Source organism: Streptomyces sp. NPDC056835, from assembly GCF_042789485.1.
Taxonomy (GTDB): domain Bacteria; phylum Actinomycetota; class Actinomycetes; order Streptomycetales; family Streptomycetaceae; genus Streptomyces.
Map to the genome: position 1 here is coordinate 25,653 of NZ_JBHUBB010000034.1, position 16,701 is coordinate 42,353.

Here is a 16,701-nt window from a genome sequence, read left to right on the forward strand (position 1 = left end):
CGTGAGTTCAACGATACCGTTGAAGGCATGGCACCTGACATCGAGCACACCGCCCATACCGTCGAGGCCGCCGCCGTCATGAGGCTGCTTCCTGCCCGGCCGCGGCTGCTCGCCCTGGGCGAGCCCACCCACGGCGAGGACACCCTGCTCCAGCTGCGCAACGAGCTCTTCCGGCAGCTCATCGAGGAGGAGGGCTACCGGACGATCACGATCGAGAGCGACTGCCTGAGGGGACTGGTCGTGGACGACCACGTCACCCGGGGCACACACAGCCTCGACGAGGTCATGGAGCACGGATTCAGCCACGGATTCGGCGCGTCCGCGGCCAACCGCGAGCTCGTGCGCTGGATGCGCGCCTACAACGACGGCCGGCCCGCGTCCGAGTGGCTGCGCTTCGCCGGTTTCGACGGCCCGCTGGAGATCACCGGCGCGGCGAGCCCCCGGCGGGCCCTCACCGCACTCCACGGCTATCTCGCGGCCGGGGTGGACAGGGACCTGCTCCCCTGCTCCGCGGACACGCTCGACCGCCTGCTCGGCGCCGATGACCGGTGGGCCGATCCCGCCGTGATGACGGACCCGTCCCAGTCCGTGGGGCAGTCCGCCGAGGCCGGGGAACTGCGGCTGCTCGCCGATGATCTGGTGGCGCTGCTCGACGCGCGGACGCCGCAGCTGATCGCGGCCACCTCGCGGGACGACTGGGACCGGGCACGCTTGTACGGGCGTACCGCCATCGGCCTGCTGCGCTACCACTTCTGGATGGCCGACACCTCACCGGCCCGCATGACCCGGATGGTGGGCGTGCGGGACCAGATGATGGCCGACAACCTCCTCGCCGTCGCCGCTCGGGGCCCGGCACTCGTCCACGCCCACAACTCCCATCTCCAGCGGGAGAAGAGCTCGATGCGGATGGGCGACCTACCGCTGGAGTGGTGGAGCGCCGGCTCGATCGTGAACGCCCACCTGGGCGACGACGGGTATGCCTTCCTGGCCACGGCCGTCGGCACGATCCGGCACCAGGGAGTGGGCACCCCGCCGCCGGACACCTTCGAAGGACTGCTGTACGCGCTCCCGCAGGACCGTCATGTCATCGACGCCCCCCTCCTGGCCGCCGCTCTCGGCGATACACAGCCCGCCCTCCGCGTGTCCCCCTACTACGGCTACGCCCCACTCGACCCGGCCCATCTGCCCGGATACGACGGGATCGTGTTCATCAAGGACGTCCCGCGGAGCTAGGCCCTGTCTTCAAAGTCCCGTCTGCCCGGGGGCGTGTTGCGAAAGTCCTGCCTGGCTCGCGACGCCGCCGTCTCTCCACCACTCTCCGGTGACTCCTCCACTGCCCGCGGACAGTTACAACCAGCAACACCTGCACATACACTTGCGTCCGCCGGAATCCCCCCGTTGACCTGGGACAACGCCGTCCTGTGGCCGGCCGGGCCAGTGAGGAGCGCACTCCGTGTTCTATTACGTGCTGAAATATGTGCTGCTGGGGCCCCTGCTGCGGCTGCTGTTCCGGCCCCGTATCGAGGGCCTTGAGCACATACCCGCCGATGGTGCCGCGATCATCGCGGGCAACCATCTGTCGTTCTCCGATCATTTTCTGATGCCGGCCATCCTCAAGCGGCGCATCACCTTTCTCGCCAAGGCCGAGTACTTCACCGGCCCCGGGCTGAAAGGGCGGCTGACGGCCTTCTTCTTCCGCGGCGCCGGGCAGATCCCGGTGGACCGGTCGGGGAAGGAGGCCGGGCAGGCGGCGATCCGGGAAGGGCTCGGGGTGCTGGCCAAGGACGAGTTGCTGGGGATCTACCCGGAGGGCACCCGCTCGCACGACGGCCGGCTCTACAAGGGCAAGGTCGGGGTCGCCGTGATGGCGATCAGGGCGCAGGTGCCTGTGGTGCCGTGCGCCATGGTCGGCACGTTCGAGATCCAGCCGCCCGGCCAGGTCGTCCCACGGATCAAGCGGGTGACGATCCGGTTCGGTGAGCCGTTGGAGTTCGCGCGCTACGCGGGCCTGGAGAACGAGAAGGCGGCGGTCCGGGCGGTCACCGACGAGATCATGTACGCGATCCTCGGGCTGTCCGGGCAGGAGTACGTCGACCGTTACGCGGCCGAGGTGAAGGCGGAACTGGCGAAGGCGGAACAGGCCAGGAAGTTCCCGCGGCTGCGTCGCTGAGAGCAGATTCGCCACCGGTGAACGCCCCTGGGCGCGAGGGTTCAACGCCGGTGATCCCGACAACGCCGCGAGCGTGCGTGCCGGACGTCGCGAGCCAGGCGGGATTTGTCAGACAGGGCCCAGGGGGGTGACCAGCGGACCGGTCACCCCCCTTCTCACCGTCCTCGGGCCCCTACGGCTTGGGCGTGGCGTGCGGCGCGCACGTCACATCGGCGCTGTCCAGCGCCCCCGTCAGCAGGTAGGACTTGACGCGGTCGTTGATGCACGGGTTCAGCACATTGGTGATGCCGTGCGAACCGGCGTCACGCTCGGTGATCAGACGCGATCCCTTGAAGCGCTTGTGCAGCTCGACGGCGCCCTCGTACGGCGTGGCGGCGTCCCGCGTGGACTGGGTGATCAGCACGGGCGGCAGCCCCTTGCCGGTCTTGACCTCCACCGGGGTCTGCTGCTTGGCGCCCCAGGTGGCGCACGGCAGGTTCATCCAGGCGTTGGACCAGGTGAGGAACGGGTGGTCGCGGTGGAGCCGGGTGTTGTCCCGGTCCCACTGCTTCCAGCTCGTCGGCCACTTGGCGTCGGCGCACTCGACGGCGGTGTAGACCGCGTTGCTGTTCTCCGACTTGGCGTTGCCCGCGGTGTCCGTCATGTCGGGCGCGGCCGCGTCGATCAGGGCCTGCGTGTCACCGGCGAGGTACTTGCTCCAGACCGAGGCGACGGGCACCCAGCTGGAGTCGTAGTACGGAGCGCTCTGGAACAGGCTGAGCAGTTCGGCAGGTCCCACGACGCCGCCGATGGGGCTCTTCTTGGCGGTGGCGCGGAGGGTGTTCCACTGCTTCTCGACCTGGGCGACGGTGGTCCCGATGTGGAAGGACGCGTCGTTCTTGGCGACCCACTGCATCCAGTCCTGGAAGCGGGTTTCGAAGGCGACGTCCTGGTCCAGGTTGGCCTGGTACCAGATCTTCTCCTTCGACGGGTTGACCACACTGTCGACGACCATGCGACGCACATGCGACGGGAAGAGCGTGCCGTAGACCGCGCCGAGGTACGTGCCGTAGGAGACGCCGACGTAGTTGAGCTTCTTGTCGCCGAGCGCGGCCCGGATGACATCCAGGTCGCGTGCGGTGTTGGGCGTCGTCATGTGCGGCAGCATCCAGCCGCTGCGCTCCTGGCAGCCATCCGCGTACTCAGCGGCCAGCTTGCGCTGCGCGCGCTTGTCGGCCTCGCTGTCGGGGACGGGGTCCAGCTTCGGCGCCTTGACGAACTCCTGCGGGTCGACGCAGGAGATGGGCGTCGAGTGGCCCACCCCGCGCGGGTCGAAGCCGACGAAGTCGTAGGCCTTCGCGGCGTCGGCCCAGATGGCGTTCTTGGTGACGACGCGGCGCGGGAACGCCATGCCGGAGCCGCCGGGACCGCCCGGGTTGTAGACCAGGGAGCCCTGGCGCTCCTGCTTGCCGCCGGTGTTGCCGATCCGGTCGACGGCGATCTTGATCTGCCGGCCGTTGGGCTTCGTGTAGTCGAGCGGGACGCTCACCCAGCCACACTGGATGGGCTTCTCCAGTGCCCAGTCGGCCGGGCAGTCCTGCCAGTCGATGCCCTTCTTCGCGGCTCGCTCGGCGGCGACCGTGGCACCGTACGCCGCCGGGTCCCCCTGGTGACGGCCGTCGGCGGTGGCCGCCGGGGCGGCCATCGCGCCCGCTATGAGCGTTCCCGTGAGCAGCGTGCCGGCCGAGCCGAGCACTGCGGTGCGTCTCAAGTGGAACCTCCCCCTCTGTGATGCGCCGCCTACGGCAACGCGTTCGATTGGACTTCCCGGGATCCTTTCGTCTGTGTGGCCGCTGAGAACAGGCCACCCGGCCATTTCTTTACCGAACCAATAACCGGTACGCGATGTCCCGCTCAGCGGTACGCGGCGGCGGATCCGTGGTTCAGGTGTTCGCGCAGCACCTCGTCCAGGACCCGACGCAGCCGCAGGGCGTCCGGCGCGAGCGCTGTGACGAGCGCCGCGGGTCCGGCCAGCGGGGTGAGTACGGCGGTGTCGCCCAGCAGTCGCGGCGCCACCGGCTTCTCCTCGAACTCCGGTCCCACGAGCAGGAGTTGGCCGACGGCCCGGTAGCCGCCGAGGACCGCTCCGCCGTCCCAGCCACCGGCCGCGCCGGGTCCGTGGGCGAGTTCCTGGTCGAGCAGCGGGCGTCCGGCGCGGTGGACGGTGAGCCGGGTCAGCAGCGTGCCCGGCCCTTCGCCGTGCCGGCCGAGGATCTGTTCGTCGCGCAGCACCAGCCGGGCGGTGGCGGCGAGTTCGACGCGGGTACGCATCCGCAGATCGCTGCCGTACGCCGAGATGAGCTGTTCCGGTAGCCAGTGCAGCTCCGCGCCCTCCCCCACGGTCAGCCGCACGTCGTAGTGGGCGGGTTCGGCCGTGCGTCCGGGCAGGGCGACGGTCGCCGCCGCCGCGTCCACGGTCAGCCGCGCGCCGTCCCGTACCTCGGCCTCGATGGCGAGCCGGTCACCGCCGAGCGGCGCGCTCATCGCGCCGACGACGGTGACCCGGAACCCCGCCCCGGTGGCACGGGTGCGGCGCGGCGCCAGCGGTCCCTCACCGGTCAGTACGGGCAGTCCGGCGCGGGTGGCGACGATACGGGCGGTGGCGTGGACGCTCATGCGGTCCAGGCGGCGAGCCGCGCCAGCACCCAGTCCGTGACGGGCCGCACTCCGTCCTCGCCCGTCAACGAGGTGAAGGCGACGGGCAGTTCGCCGCGCTGCTCCTTGGCGTCGCGGGCCATCCGGCCGAGGTCGGAGCCGACGTACGGTGCGAGGTCCGTCTTGTTGATCACGAGCAGATCGGCGGTGGTGACACCGGGCCCGCCCTTGCGGGGGATGTCGTCGCCGCCCGCCACGTCGATGACGAAGATCTGGGCGTCCACGAGGCCCTTGGAGAAGGTCGCGGTCAGATTGTCGCCGCCGGACTCGACGAGGATCAGATCGAGCGGGCCGACGGCGTCCTCCAGATCCTCGACGGCTTCCAGGTTGGCGGAGATGTCGTCGCGGATCGCGGTGTGCGGGCAGGCGCCGGTCTCGACCGCCTGGATGCGCTCGGGGGGCAGCACCGCGTGGCGGAGCAGGAACTCCGCGTCCTCGCGGGTGTAGATGTCGTTGGTGACCACGGCGAGCGACAGCCGGTCACGCAGCGTGCGGCAGAGCGCGGCGACCGTCGCGGTCTTGCCCGAGCCGACGGGCCCACCGAGGCCGATACGCAGAGCGCGCCGCCTGCCGTCGGGGCGCAGGGCGTCGGCGCTGACGGCGGCCGGGCCCGAGTGGCTGTGGTCGAGATGCATGGTGGTCGGCTCCTGTCGGGGGCGGTACCGGAAGGGGAGTGGGGGCCGGGAAGAGGATGCGGGCGTCGGGGCGGGTCACGAGGCGAACAGCCGCACCGGCCACTCCGCGTGCGCCTCCGCGGTGATGTCGAGCAGCGGGGCCGAGGCGGCGGGCAGCGCGTCGAACCCGTCCCGCGCCGCCCGCCCCGCCAGCTCCGCGGCCCGCCCGGCGACCCGGTCGAGTTCGGGCGCGAGGCGGGCGAGGACGGCGGTGGCCTCGAAGGGGTCGAGGCCGAGCAGCCGTACGACCGCGGTCGCGGGGCCACTGACCGTTTCGTACGCCGCGCAGTACGCGGCGTCCTCGGGGGTGAGCCCGGCGGAGCGGGCGGTGAGTCCGAGGACGACCGGCTGGTGCGCGCCACGTGGCCGGGCGGCGGCGAGCGCGTCCAGTTCACCGCTGGGCCAGGTGGCGCGGGCGGCGCGCATCAGCTGCCGGCCGAGTTTGCGCGCGGTCGCCCGGAGCGCGGGTGAGGGGGTACGGGCGTCGGCGGCCTCGTCGAGTTCCAGCGGGTCGAGGCCCCCGGCCGCCGCGGCGGCGAGGGCCGCCGCGGTCAGTCCGGTGGTGTGCAGCCGGCCCCGGCAGAAGGCGGCCAGGCCCTGGGCGTCGTGGATCCGCCCCGCCCTGACGGCCGGCTCGGCCCCGCCCGAGTGGGCGTGACCACCGGCGGGGAACCGGCCGTCGGCGAGTACGAGCAGTGCGGCGCGGTTCATCAGAACAGGAAGTAACGCTGGGCAAGCGGGAGTTCGGCGGCGGGCGCGGGCTCCACCGGCTCGCCGTCGATGGTCACCGTGAAGGTGTCGGCGTCGACCTCGACGCGCGGCAGTGCGATGTTCTCCCGCATGTCCGCCTTGGTGACCCCCCGGGTGTTGCCGATCGGTGCGAACCTCTTCGCCAGGCCGAGGCGTTCTGGCAGCCCGTCCTCGATCGCCGCCTCCGCGACGAAGTTGACCGAGCCCGTCGCCGCCGCACGGCCCAGTGCGCCGAACATCGGCCGCGGCAGCACCGGTTGCGGGGTCGGGATGGAGGCGTTGGCGTCGCCCATCTGCGCGTACGCGATCTGTCCGCCCTTGAGGACGAGTCGCGGCTTGACACCGAAGAAGGCCGGGTCCCAGAGCACCAGATCGGCGAGTTTGCCGGTCTCGACGGAGCCGATCTCCCGGTCGAGCCCCTGGGCGACCGCGGGGTTGATGGTGTATTTGGCGACATAGCGACGGGCGCGGTGGTTGTCGGCGCGGCCGTCGCCGGACAGTGCGCCGCGGCGCTTCTTCATCACGTGCGCGGTCTGCCAGGTGCGCATGATCACCTCACCGACGCGTCCCATGGCCTGGGCGTCGGAGGAGATGATCGAGATGGCTCCGAGGTCGTGCAGGATGTCCTCGGCCGCGATGGTGGAGGGCCGGATACGGGACTCCGCGAAGGCGAGATCCTCGGGCACGGCCGGATTGAGGTGGTGGCAGACCATCAGCATGTCGAGGTGTTCCTCGATGGTGTTGACGGTGTGCGGCCGGGTCGGGTTGGTGGAGCTGGGCAGTACGTACGGCTCGCTGACCACGGTGATGATGTCGGGGGCGTGCCCGCCGCCCGCGCCCTCGGTGTGGTACGCGTGGATGGTGCGGCCCGCGATGGCGGCGAGGGTGTCGCCGACGAAGCCCGCCTCGTTCAACGTATCGGTATGGATGGCGAGTTGAGCACCGGACTCCTCGCACACCCGCAGACAGGCGTCGATGACGGCGGGGGTGGCGCCCCAGTCCTCATGGATCTTGAACCCCAGTGCTCCGCCGCGCAGTTGGGCGCGCATCGAGTCCTGGGACATCGTGTTGCCCTTGCCGAGCAGCCCGATATTGACGGGGAAGGTCTCCAGCGCCTCGAACATTCGCGCGAGATGCCAGGATCCGGGGGTGATGGTGGTGGCTTTGGTGCCCTCGGCCGGTCCGGTGCCGCCGCCCACAAGGGTGGTGACTCCGCTCGCCAGCGCCTGGTCGACGATGGTCGGCGAGATGAAGTGGACATGCGCGTCGATCGCGCCGGCGGTGACGATCTTCCCGTTGCCCGCGATGACTTCGGTCTCGGGCCCGATGACCAGCTCGGGGTGGACGCCGTCCATGGTGTCGGGGTTGCCGGCCTTGCCGATTCCGGTGATCCGGCCGTCCCGTACCCCGATGTCGGCCTTGACGATGCCCCAGTGGTCGATGATCAGAGCGCCGGTGATCACGGTGTCGGGCGCGCCCTCGGCCCGGGTCGTACGGGACTGGCCCATCGACTCACGGATCACCTTGCCGCCGCCGAACACCGCCTCGTCGCCGGCCAGTCCCGGCCCGCCGGAGCGGTCCTCCTCGATCTCGACGAGCAGATCGGTGTCGGCGAGACGGATCCGGTCACCGGTGGTGGGGCCGAACAGATCGGCGTACTCGGCGCGGGACAGCTCAGTCATCGAGGGGACCTCCGGTCTCTCCCCGCAGGCCAGGCACGACGCGCAGACCGGCGAGGGGTACGAGTGCGACATCGACGGGGACGCCGGGTTCGAAGCGCACGGCGGTGCCCGCGGCGATATGCAGCCGCTTGCCGCGCGCGGCGGCCCGGTCGAACTCCAGACCCGGGTTGGCCTCGGCGAAGTGGTAGTGGGAGCCGACCTGGACCGGCCGGTCGGCGGTGTTGAGTACGGTCAGGGCGGTGACCTCGCGGCCCTCGTTGAGGGCGATAGGACCGTCGGCGTACAGGATCTCTCCGGGAATCATCGCCGCGCTCCCCCGTCAGACGATCGGGTCATGGACGGTGACGAGCTTCGTACCGTCGGGGAAGGTGGCCTCCACCTGGACGTCGTGGATCATCTCGGGGATGCCTTCCATGACCTCGTCCCGGCACAGCACCTCGCGCCCCGAGGCCATGAGCTCGGCGACGGTACGGCCGTCCCTGGCACCTTCGAGGATGTGCGAGGTGATCAGGGCGACCGCCTCGGGATGGTTGAGCCGCAGCCCGCGTTCCCTGCGCCTGGCCGCCACATCCGCGGCCACATGGATGAGCAGACGTTCCTGTTCGTGCGGGGTCAGTTGCACGCTTCCACCTCATCGTCTCCGGCCCGGTGACGGCCGGGCGCAGCGAAACCCTAGCCAACTTCAACACTCTGTTGAACTGTGATCGGGGTGGTCACAGCCAGGCATTGCACGTTAGGGCGGAAGTTTTTCCAACGCGTTAACTGATCTTTTGCCGACCCGTGGACATCAGGCCCAACCCGTTCCGCGGCACCTCGACGGACGTCCGGCGATCGAGGACCGGGTCGTATACGGAGCGGTGGAACGCCCTCCTCACCTGCCAGGGCCCTGAGAGCGGTCACCGCCCTCCGGGCGCTCGTGGTCCCGCGGGTGCTCCGCCGCGATCCCGAACCGCCGCCGCTCCCCGGGGGCGGACTCCACGGGCCCCAGGGCCGAGACGGAGCTGATCACCTTCTCCTCGGTCGCCTCCGGCTCGCCCTCAAGCCGTTCCAGGTCGGCGGCCGAGACCAGCGCGACCAGCGGTTTCCCGTGCCGGGTCACCACCACGCGCTCACCGCCGTAGACAACGCGGTTGATCAGATCGGCGAGCTCTGCCCGGGCTTGCGTCACCGGAATCTCGTAGGCCATGCCCCCCAGCTTAAGAGGACGACACGCCCTGGACCTTCGAGCGCCGACTCCCCCGCGGAATCGCTTCTCGTCTGCTCCATTCGCCCCAACGCGCCCACGGCGAAGGCCTCGCACCCCCGGGCATCCCCGGAATTTCCGCCCCTCCACTTCTGTACGTCCTGTACATTTTTCACGGAGACCCGCGGGGCCCATGAGACCCGCGCACGAGGAGAGGCACGCCATGAACCGTCCTTCGGCCCGCTACGTCCTGCCCGAGTTCACCGAGCGCACGACCAACGGAACCCGCACCCTCGACCCGTACTCCAAGCTCCTCGAAGAGCGGATCATCTTCCTCGGCACCCCGGTCGACGACACCGCGGCCAACGATGTGATCGCGCAGTTCATCCACCTCGAATACGCCGCGCCCGACCGGGACATCTCCCTCTACATCAACTCCCCCGGCGGTTCGATCAGCGCCATGTCCGCGATCTACGACACGATGCAGATCGTCACCTGCGACGTGGAGACCATCTGCCTCGGGCAGGCCGCCTCGACCGCCGCCGTACTGCTGGCCGCCGGGGCGCCGGGCAAGCGGTTGGCACTGCCCGGCGCGCGACTCGTCCTCCAGCAGCCGGCCATCGAGGAGCCGGTCCAGGGACAGCCGTCCGACCTGGCGATCCACGCGAAGGAGATGCTCCGGCTGCGGTCCCTGCTCACGTCGATGCTGGCGCGTCACACCGGGCGGAGCACGGAGCGGATCACCGAGGACATCGAGCGGGACACGATCTTCGACGCGCCGGCCGCACAGGCGTACGGACTGCTCGATCACGTCGTACAGAACCGCAAGACATCCCTCAACACGCCGCGCGCCCCCTTCGGCGGGCGATGAACGCCGGTGCCGGGACGGCGAGTCGTTCCCGTATGGACGCCACCCATACGGGAACGACTCGCACGTTCGGCGGATGAACTGACTGGACGTCCACGGGGACCCAAGTTGCACGGAGCGGCCGGATCGGCGAAGCGCCCCGAAACCCCTTGCGGGTACGGCCTCATCGGGGCTCATGCCCCGGCCCGACACACCCCTTCGCCACCCTTTCGGAACAACCGTGACGTACTTCACATATCGTCGTTTCGTCTCGGATATCCACCTGTTCCTGCGTCAAGATCCGTGGGACGACAAGCCCCCGCCACCGCGGCGGGGCGGTCCGGGCGGACGCCGAGTCCTGCCGCCGCATCGGATGACTGGTCGACAGGAGTGGATCGGCAGGAGTGGAGGACCCAGGCAGTACGGGACGACGCCCTGTGTGGTCGTCCCTCGGGGTGAAGCCGTGAGAGCGGCCGGGCAACTTCGCCAGCCCGAACCCGACAGGTCATCCTTCATAGGCGGCTGACGAAGGGTTGCGCATGAATGCGCAGACGAATGTCCCGTCTCTGATGTCCAGGACCGGTGCGGTTTCGGTCCTCACACTCGCCGCGCTCGGCGGCACGATGCTCGTGCCCGGCGCCACGCCCGAGGCCGAGGCCGCCACGCGCGCGGTCAAGGCCCTCAAGATCGCCGCCTCGAAGGAGGGCTCGCCGTACCGCTGGGGAGCCACGGGGCCCCATCGCTTCGACTGCTCCGGGCTGACGCTCTACTCGTACAAGAAGGTCGGCAAGAAGCTGCCCCGCACGGCCCAGCAGCAGTACAACAACTCCCTCCATGTCTCGCGGTCCGAACGGCGCAAGGGGGATCTGGTGTTCTTCCACTGGGGCGGCAGCGTCTACCACGTCGGGATCTATGCCGGCAGGGGCAAGATCTGGCACTCGCCGAAGACCGGGGCGCTGGTGAGGCTGGAGCGGATCTGGACCCGGAGCGTCTTGTACGGCCGGGTGAACTGACCCCGGCCGCCCGCACCGGCCCTTTCGCCCCCACAGCCCCCAACACCCCCACCGCCCCCGGACGCACCGGCGCTGACGGCGCGTCGGAGGGGCCGCCCCCGCCCCGGCGGGGACGGCCCCGGTCCGGCCCCCGCCCCGCGGGGGTCAGCGCGCGTCAGCGGCGACCGGGACCGTCCACGGCAGGACGATCCAGACCGTCTTGCCGCCCTCCGCGGTCGGGGTGACCGAGAGCTGTCCCCCCTGCTCGGCGGTGAGCGAACGGACGATCACCATGCCGCGGCCGTTGTCCTGCTGCACGGCCGCGGGCAGCCGCTGCGGCCAGCGCGGATGGCTGTCGGTGACTCCGACGCGCAGCCGCTCGTCGCGTTCGAGCCTGATCTCCACGGTGAACGTGGGTGACTGGCCGAGGGTGTGCTGCACCGCGTTGGTGGCCAGTTCCGAGACGATCAGCCGGACCGTCTCGGCCATGTCCTCCCGCGCCGGCAGCCCCCACTCGGCCAGCAGGTCCACGACGTATCTTCGCGCCGCGGTGACCGAGGCGGGATCGCTCGGCAGGGTGATGGATGCTTCCTGGTGGTCTGCCATGGCGACGCCGTCCCTTTCCCGCCGGGCCTGGCTCCGGCACAGAGCGGATGACTGCGCGGACGGCCTCGGACCGTGCTTCGCGCCAGCCTGCCACTGATCGTGCCGTTCCCAGGGCCGATCCACCGAGATCTGCATATATCTGTCGCTCAAAGCGGTGAACTCTGCAACGCGAGACCGTATTTGGGCGGCGAAAAGATATCTTCTCCGCCGCGGCGCCCAAGGGGGCGACGAACACAGGGCGGGGAGGCAATCATTCATGCGGCATATTCCAGAGGTGCGCCGGCGCAGGCTCGGTGAGGAATTGCGCAAGCTGCGGCAGAGCGCGGGATTGACGAGCGGCCAGACCGCGCGGCTGCTCGGCTGGCACCAGTCGAAGGTCAGCCGGATCGAGACGGGCGTCAGCGGGGTGAAGGACGAGGATCTGGCGGGGCTGCTCGACGCGCTCGGCGTCACCGATCCGCAACTGCGGCTGCTGCTCGGCGCCTTGGCCGGCACCACCAACAACGGTCAGGGGTGGTGGATGGCTTACGGCGGCGTGATCCCGCCACAGTACCGGGACTTCATCAGCCTGGAGTCCCAGGCCCGCACCGCGCGCACGCTGGAGACTTCCGTGGTTCCGGGGCTGCTCCAGACCCCCGCGTACGCCCGCGCCGTGACGCGTGCCGCGCTCGGCGGAACGCCCGCCGCGACGGTCGACTCCCTGGTCGAGGTGCGGCTCGCCCGCCAGGAGGTGCTGCGCACCGGCATACCCCTGGAGCTGCACGCCGTACTGGACGAGGCGGTGCTGCGCCGTCAGGTGGGCGGACCGGGCGTGATGCGGGAGCAGTTGCTACGGCTGTCGGAGCTGGCGCGTCTTCCGCACGTCTGTCTTCAGGTGCTGCCGTTCACGGCCGGTGGCTATGTAGGACTCACCGGCCCTTTCGTTATCTTCTCGTTTCCGCACATTACTGATCTGGATTTGGTCGTTCTCGACCATTTGACGAATAGCCTCTATCTGGAGCGGAAAGAAGACCTTGAGGCGTACTGCGCGGCGTTCGGCACCATGCAGGCGCATGCCCTCTCGACCGAGGATTCATTGGATCTCATCGCCGGGATCGGTGACGGCGCCTAGGGAGCATCATGACCCCCCACCTGACCATCTCCCCCCACCCGACATGGCCATCGACATGGCATCGCAGCAGCTACAGCACCGGCGCGAACAATTGCGTGGAGTGCGCCCCCATCGACGCGGGCGGACTGGCCGTACGTGACTCCAAGGAAGTGACCCGACCCCATCTGCTCTTCTCGGCGGACGCCTGGACCTCCTTCGTCTCCGCGCTGCGCGACGGGGCGCCGGCGCACTGACCGCTCGGTCCGCCGGGCCCGGTCGGCTCAGCTCGTACCCTCGGGTGCGAGCGCCACGATCGTGTCCACCGCCGTGCCGATCTGCTGATCCGTCAGATCGGCACGGGCGGTGAGCCGGATCCTGGAGATGCCGTCCGGCACCGACGGCGGCCGGAAGCAGCCCACGACCAGCCCCGCCGCCCGGCACTCCGCGGCCCAGCGCACCGCTGCCTCGGGTGACGGCGCCCGTACGGAGACCACGGCGGCGTCCGGTCGTACGGCCGTCAGGCCCGCTCGGGTCAGCAGCCGGTGCAGCGTACGGGCCACCTCCCGCGCCCGGTCCGCTCTGGCGGGCTCCCGGCGCAGCAGTCGCAGACTCTCCAGCGCGCCGCCGACGGCCGCGGGCGCCAGTCCGGTGTCGAAGATGAACGTACGGGCGGCGTTGACCAGATGGCCGATGACCCGCGCCGGGCCGAGTATCGCGCCGCCCTGGCTGCCCAGGGACTTGGAGAGCGTGACGGTGGCCACCACACCGTCCGCCCCGGCGATACCCACCGCGTCCGGCGTGCCCCGGCCCCCCGCCCCGAGCACCCCCAGGCCGTGCGCGTCGTCCACCAGCAGGGCCGCGCCGCGGGTACGGCAGACCTCGGCCAGCTCCCCGAGCGGCGCCGCGTCGCCGTCCACCGAGAACACCGCGTCGCTCACCATGAGCGCCCGCCGCCCGGCGTGCGCGTCGAGTGTCTTGCGTACGGCCTCGGGCTCGGCGTGCGGTACGACCACGGTCTCGGCGCGCGAGAGCCGGCAGCCGTCCACGATCGAGGCGTGATTGCCCGCGTCGGACAGCAGCAGCGAGTCGCGGGCCGTGAGCGCGGTGAGGGCGGCCAGATTGGCCGCGTACCCGGAGGAGAGGACGAGCGCTGCCTCGAAGCCGCAGAACGCGGCCAGTTCACGTTCCAGTTCGGCGTGCAATTCGGTGCTGCCCGTGACCAGCCGGGAGCCGGTGGCGCCCGCGCCCCAGCGGTGCGCGGCCTCCGCGGCCGCACCGGTCACGGCGGGGTGCCGGGTGAGCCCCAGGTAGTCGTTGCTCGCCAGGTCAAGCAGCTCGGAGTCGGCGGGGCGCGGCCGGAGCGTACGGACCAGACCCGACCGTTCACGGCGGCGTGCCTCGTCATCGGTCCAGTCGAAGGGGTCGCGCTCCATGGTCCGGGTCCTTTTGTAGGCAGCGCACAGACCTTAGCCCGGGGGCGACCGGGTCAGGGTGTGGTCATACACACACCTCGATCCGAGGGTGTTGTGGGGTTCCTCCTTTCCCGGACGCCCTCGGTGGGCAATCATCAGCACCATGGACCTGCTGAACACACTGGTGGAGAAGGGCCTGCGGCGCGAGCTGCCGACCCGCGAAGAAGCGCTCGCCGTACTGGCGACCTCCGACGACGATCTGCTCGAAGTGGTGGCCGCGGCCGGGAAGGTGCGCCGTCAGTGGTTCGGGCGGCGGGTGAAGCTCAACTATCTGGTCAATCTCAAGTCCGGGCTGTGCCCCGAGGACTGCTCATACTGTTCGCAGCGGCTCGGCTCCAAGGCCGAGATCCTCAAGTACACCTGGCTGAAGCCCGACGAGGCGTCGAAGGCGGCGGCCGCGGGAGTGGCGGGCGGGGCGAAGCGGGTCTGTCTGGTCGCGAGCGGCCGGGGTCCGACGGACCGGGATGTCGACCGGGTCTCGCAGACCATCGAGGCCATCAAGGAGCAGAACGAGGACGTCGAGATCTGTGCCTGTCTCGGGCTGCTCTCGGACGGCCAGGCGGAGCGGCTGCGGGCCGCGGGCGCCGACGCGTACAACCACAACCTCAATACGTCCGAGGGCACCTACGGCGACATCACCACCACCCACACCTACGCGGACCGGGTGGACACGGTGCAGCGGGCGCAGACCGCCGGGCTGTCCGCGTGTTCGGGACTGATCGCCGGTATGGGCGAGAGTGACGCGGATCTGGTCGATGTCGTCTTCTCGCTGCGCGAGCTGGACCCGGACTCGGTCCCGGTCAACTTCCTGATCCCGTTCGAGGGGACACCGCTCGCCAAGGAGTGGAACCTCACCCCGCAGCGCTGTCTGCGCATTCTGGCCATGACGCGGTTCGTCTGCCCCGATGTGGAGGTCAGGCTCGCGGGCGGGCGCGAGGTGCATCTGCGCACGATGCAGCCCCTCGCGCTCCATCTGGTCAACTCGATCTTCCTCGGGGACTATCTCACCAGCGAGGGCCAGGAGGGCCGGTCGGACCTGGAGATGATCGCGGACGCGGGTTTCGAGGTGGAGGGCGCGGACACGACCACGCTGCCCGAGCACCGTCGCGGGGAATGCGGTCCGTGTGGCGGAGACGAAACCGGGCAGTCCGCTCCGAGTGATCCGCGCGATCAGCCCACGGACACCGGGGCGCCCCGTACGGACCTGGTGACGGTGCGCCGCCGCGGCGCCGGGACCGACCTGGCGCCCAATGCCTGACCTGGCCCCCGGTGAACTGCTGGCCCTGGACCGGGCCCATGTCTGGCATCCGTACGGCCCCATGCCCGGCCGTGCCGAACCGCTGGTCGTGGAGTCCGCGTCCGGGGTACGGCTGCGGCTCGCCGAACCCGCCCACGGACAGCGCGAGTTGATCGACGGCATGTCGTCCTGGTGGTCGGCGATCCATGGCTACAACCACCCGGTGCTGAACGCGGCGGCGCACGGCCAGCTGGACCGTATGAGCCATGTGATGTTCGGCGGGCTCACCCATGAGCCCGCCGTACGGCTCGCGGCACTGCTCGTCGACATCACGCCGGAGCCGCTGCGCCATGTGTTCCTCGCCGACTCGGGCTCGGTGTCGGTCGAGGTCGCGGTGAAGATGTGTCTCCAGTACTGGCGGTCGGTCGGCCGTCCGGCGAAGCGGCGGCTGCTGACCTGGCGGGGCGGCTACCACGGCGACACCTGGCAGCCGATGTCGGTGTGCGACCCCGACGGGGGGATGCATGAGCTCTGGTCGGGGGTGCTGCCCCGGCAGATCTTCGCGGACGCGCCGCCCGTCGGATACGAGGAGCCGTACGCCGACGGTCTGCGCGCTCTCATCGCCCGTCACGCGGACGAACTGGCCGCGGTCATCGTCGAGCCGGTGGTACAGGGCGCGGGTGGGATGCGCTTTCACTCCCCCGCGTATCTGCGGGTGCTGCGGGAGGCGTGCGATGAGCACGATGTGCTGCTGATCCTCGATGAGATCGCGACGGGGTTCGGACGTACGGGGACGCTCTTCGCCGCCGAGCAGGGGGGCGTGTCGCCCGATGTGATGTGTATCGGCAAGGCGTTGACCGGCGGGTATCTCACGATGGCGGCGACGCTGTGCACCTCACGGGTGGCCGAGGGCATCTCGCGCGGCGAGGTCCCGGTGCTGGCGCACGGACCGACGTTCATGGGCAATCCCCTGGCCGCGTCAGTCGCCCGCGCCTCGATCGAGCTGCTGCTCGACCAGGACTGGGCGCGGGAGGTCAAGCGGATCGAGGCGGGCCTGCGCGACGGGCTGGCGCGGGCCGCGTCTCTTCCCGGCGTACGGGACGTACGGGTGCTCGGCGCCATCGGCGTGGTCCAGCTGGACCACGCGGTGGACATGGAGGCCGCGACGCGGGCGGCGGTACGGGAGGGCGTATGGCTGCGGCCGTTCCGCGATCTGGTGTACACGATGCCGCCGTATGTCACGGATGACCGGGATGTCGAACAAATCTGCCGCGCGGTGACGGCGGCGGCGAGAGAGGGCTGAA

General features: G+C 70.3%; 18 protein-coding genes and 1 riboswitch. Of the genes, 8 read left to right on the forward strand and 10 right to left on the reverse strand.

Annotated elements, in window-relative coordinates; genetic code table 11:
- Window positions 1–27 precede the first annotated feature (27 nt).
- Together ACFRMN_RS30920 and ACFRMN_RS30925 are read left to right on the forward strand one after the other, a co-directional pair.
- Window positions 28–1,233: an erythromycin esterase family protein gene (locus tag ACFRMN_RS30920; RefSeq protein ID WP_383025662.1), complete on the forward strand. Its 1,206-nt coding sequence runs from the start codon at window positions 28–30 to the stop codon at window positions 1,231–1,233.
- 220 nt (window positions 1,234–1,453) lie between these two features.
- Window positions 1,454–2,170, forward strand: coding sequence for a lysophospholipid acyltransferase family protein (locus ACFRMN_RS30925; protein WP_383025665.1), 717 nt, complete (start codon window positions 1,454–1,456; stop codon window positions 2,168–2,170).
- A gap of 172 nt (window positions 2,171–2,342) precedes the next feature.
- Here ACFRMN_RS30925 and ACFRMN_RS30930 read toward each other — a convergent pair whose 3' ends face one another.
- The 8 genes from ACFRMN_RS30930 to ACFRMN_RS30965 form a co-directional block, all read right to left on the reverse strand.
- Window positions 2,343–3,854, reverse strand: coding sequence for an alpha/beta hydrolase (locus ACFRMN_RS30930; protein WP_383025808.1), 1,512 nt, complete (start codon window positions 3,852–3,854; stop codon window positions 2,343–2,345).
- 209 nt (window positions 3,855–4,063) lie between these two features.
- Window positions 4,064–4,825, reverse strand: a complete 762-nt coding sequence (locus ACFRMN_RS30935) for an urease accessory protein UreD (protein ID WP_383025668.1) — start codon at window positions 4,823–4,825, stop codon at window positions 4,064–4,066.
- Window positions 4,822–5,499 carry an urease accessory protein UreG gene (ureG, locus tag ACFRMN_RS30940; protein WP_030349817.1) on the reverse strand — a complete coding sequence of 226 codons (678 nt, stop codon included), beginning with the start codon at window positions 5,497–5,499 and terminating at the stop codon, window positions 4,822–4,824. Before ureG ends, ACFRMN_RS30935 begins: the two co-directional genes overlap by 4 nt.
- Before the next feature lie 75 nt (window positions 5,500–5,574).
- A complete protein-coding gene (locus tag ACFRMN_RS30945; protein WP_383025671.1) occupies window positions 5,575–6,249 on the reverse strand; it encodes an urease accessory protein UreF in 675 nt (224 codons plus the stop codon).
- Window positions 6,249–7,970 carry an urease subunit alpha gene (locus ACFRMN_RS30950; protein ID WP_383025674.1) on the reverse strand — a complete coding sequence of 574 codons (1,722 nt, stop codon included), beginning with the start codon at window positions 7,968–7,970 and terminating at the stop codon, window positions 6,249–6,251. The genes ACFRMN_RS30945 and ACFRMN_RS30950 overlap by 1 nt, the downstream gene beginning before the upstream one ends.
- Window positions 7,963–8,274, reverse strand: a complete 312-nt coding sequence (locus tag ACFRMN_RS30955; protein WP_383025676.1) for an urease subunit beta — start codon at window positions 8,272–8,274, stop codon at window positions 7,963–7,965. Before ACFRMN_RS30955 ends, ACFRMN_RS30950 begins: the two co-directional genes overlap by 8 nt.
- A 15-nt stretch (window positions 8,275–8,289) precedes the next feature.
- Window positions 8,290–8,592: an urease subunit gamma gene (locus tag ACFRMN_RS30960; RefSeq protein WP_383025679.1), complete on the reverse strand. Its 303-nt coding sequence runs from the start codon at window positions 8,590–8,592 to the stop codon at window positions 8,290–8,292.
- 249 nt (window positions 8,593–8,841) lie between these two features.
- Window positions 8,842–9,156 carry a type II toxin-antitoxin system Phd/YefM family antitoxin gene (locus tag ACFRMN_RS30965; RefSeq protein WP_383025682.1) on the reverse strand — a complete coding sequence of 105 codons (315 nt, stop codon included), beginning with the start codon at window positions 9,154–9,156 and terminating at the stop codon, window positions 8,842–8,844.
- Window positions 9,157–9,376: 220 nt separating this feature from the next.
- Here ACFRMN_RS30965 and ACFRMN_RS30970 point away from each other — a divergent pair, with 220 nt between their 5' ends.
- Both ACFRMN_RS30970 and ACFRMN_RS30975 read left to right on the forward strand, forming a co-directional pair.
- Window positions 9,377–10,024, forward strand: a complete 648-nt coding sequence (locus ACFRMN_RS30970) for an ATP-dependent Clp protease proteolytic subunit (protein WP_383025685.1) — start codon at window positions 9,377–9,379, stop codon at window positions 10,022–10,024.
- A gap of 328 nt (window positions 10,025–10,352) precedes the next feature.
- A riboswitch (cyclic di-AMP (ydaO/yuaA leader) is annotated at window positions 10,353–10,536 on the forward strand.
- Window positions 10,537–10,539: 3 nt separating this feature from the next.
- Entirely contained in the window at window positions 10,540–11,013 is a 474-nt protein-coding gene (locus ACFRMN_RS30975; RefSeq protein ID WP_383025688.1) for a C40 family peptidase, read from the forward strand.
- A 144-nt stretch (window positions 11,014–11,157) separates the two neighbouring features.
- On the opposite strand, the gene ACFRMN_RS30980 is transcribed toward ACFRMN_RS30975, so the two are convergent.
- Window positions 11,158–11,598 carry an ATP-binding protein gene (locus ACFRMN_RS30980; protein ID WP_383025690.1) on the reverse strand — a complete coding sequence of 147 codons (441 nt, stop codon included), beginning with the start codon at window positions 11,596–11,598 and terminating at the stop codon, window positions 11,158–11,160.
- Between the two features lie 256 nt (window positions 11,599–11,854).
- Here ACFRMN_RS30980 and ACFRMN_RS30985 point away from each other — a divergent pair, with 256 nt between their 5' ends.
- Together ACFRMN_RS30985 and ACFRMN_RS30990 are read left to right on the forward strand one after the other, a co-directional pair.
- Entirely contained in the window at window positions 11,855–12,709 is an 855-nt protein-coding gene (locus ACFRMN_RS30985; protein WP_383025693.1) for a helix-turn-helix domain-containing protein, read from the forward strand.
- A gap of 8 nt (window positions 12,710–12,717) precedes the next feature.
- Window positions 12,718–12,942 (forward strand): DUF397 domain-containing protein, encoded by a 225-nt coding sequence (locus tag ACFRMN_RS30990; RefSeq protein WP_383025696.1) that lies wholly within the window; start codon window positions 12,718–12,720, stop codon window positions 12,940–12,942.
- A 27-nt stretch (window positions 12,943–12,969) separates the two neighbouring features.
- On the opposite strand, the gene ACFRMN_RS30995 is transcribed toward ACFRMN_RS30990, so the two are convergent.
- Window positions 12,970–14,121, reverse strand: a complete 1,152-nt coding sequence (locus ACFRMN_RS30995) for an 8-amino-7-oxononanoate synthase (protein ID WP_383025698.1) — start codon at window positions 14,119–14,121, stop codon at window positions 12,970–12,972.
- Window positions 14,122–14,263: 142 nt separating this feature from the next.
- Here ACFRMN_RS30995 and bioB point away from each other — a divergent pair, with 142 nt between their 5' ends.
- Complete coding sequence (gene bioB / locus ACFRMN_RS31000; protein ID WP_383025700.1) at window positions 14,264–15,418, forward strand: biotin synthase BioB; 1,155 nt, start codon at window positions 14,264–14,266, stop codon at window positions 15,416–15,418.
- Entirely contained in the window at window positions 15,411–16,700 is a 1,290-nt protein-coding gene (locus tag ACFRMN_RS31005) for an adenosylmethionine--8-amino-7-oxononanoate transaminase (RefSeq protein ID WP_383025702.1), read from the forward strand. The genes bioB and ACFRMN_RS31005 overlap by 8 nt, the downstream gene beginning before the upstream one ends.
- Window position 16,701 lies beyond the last annotated feature (1 nt).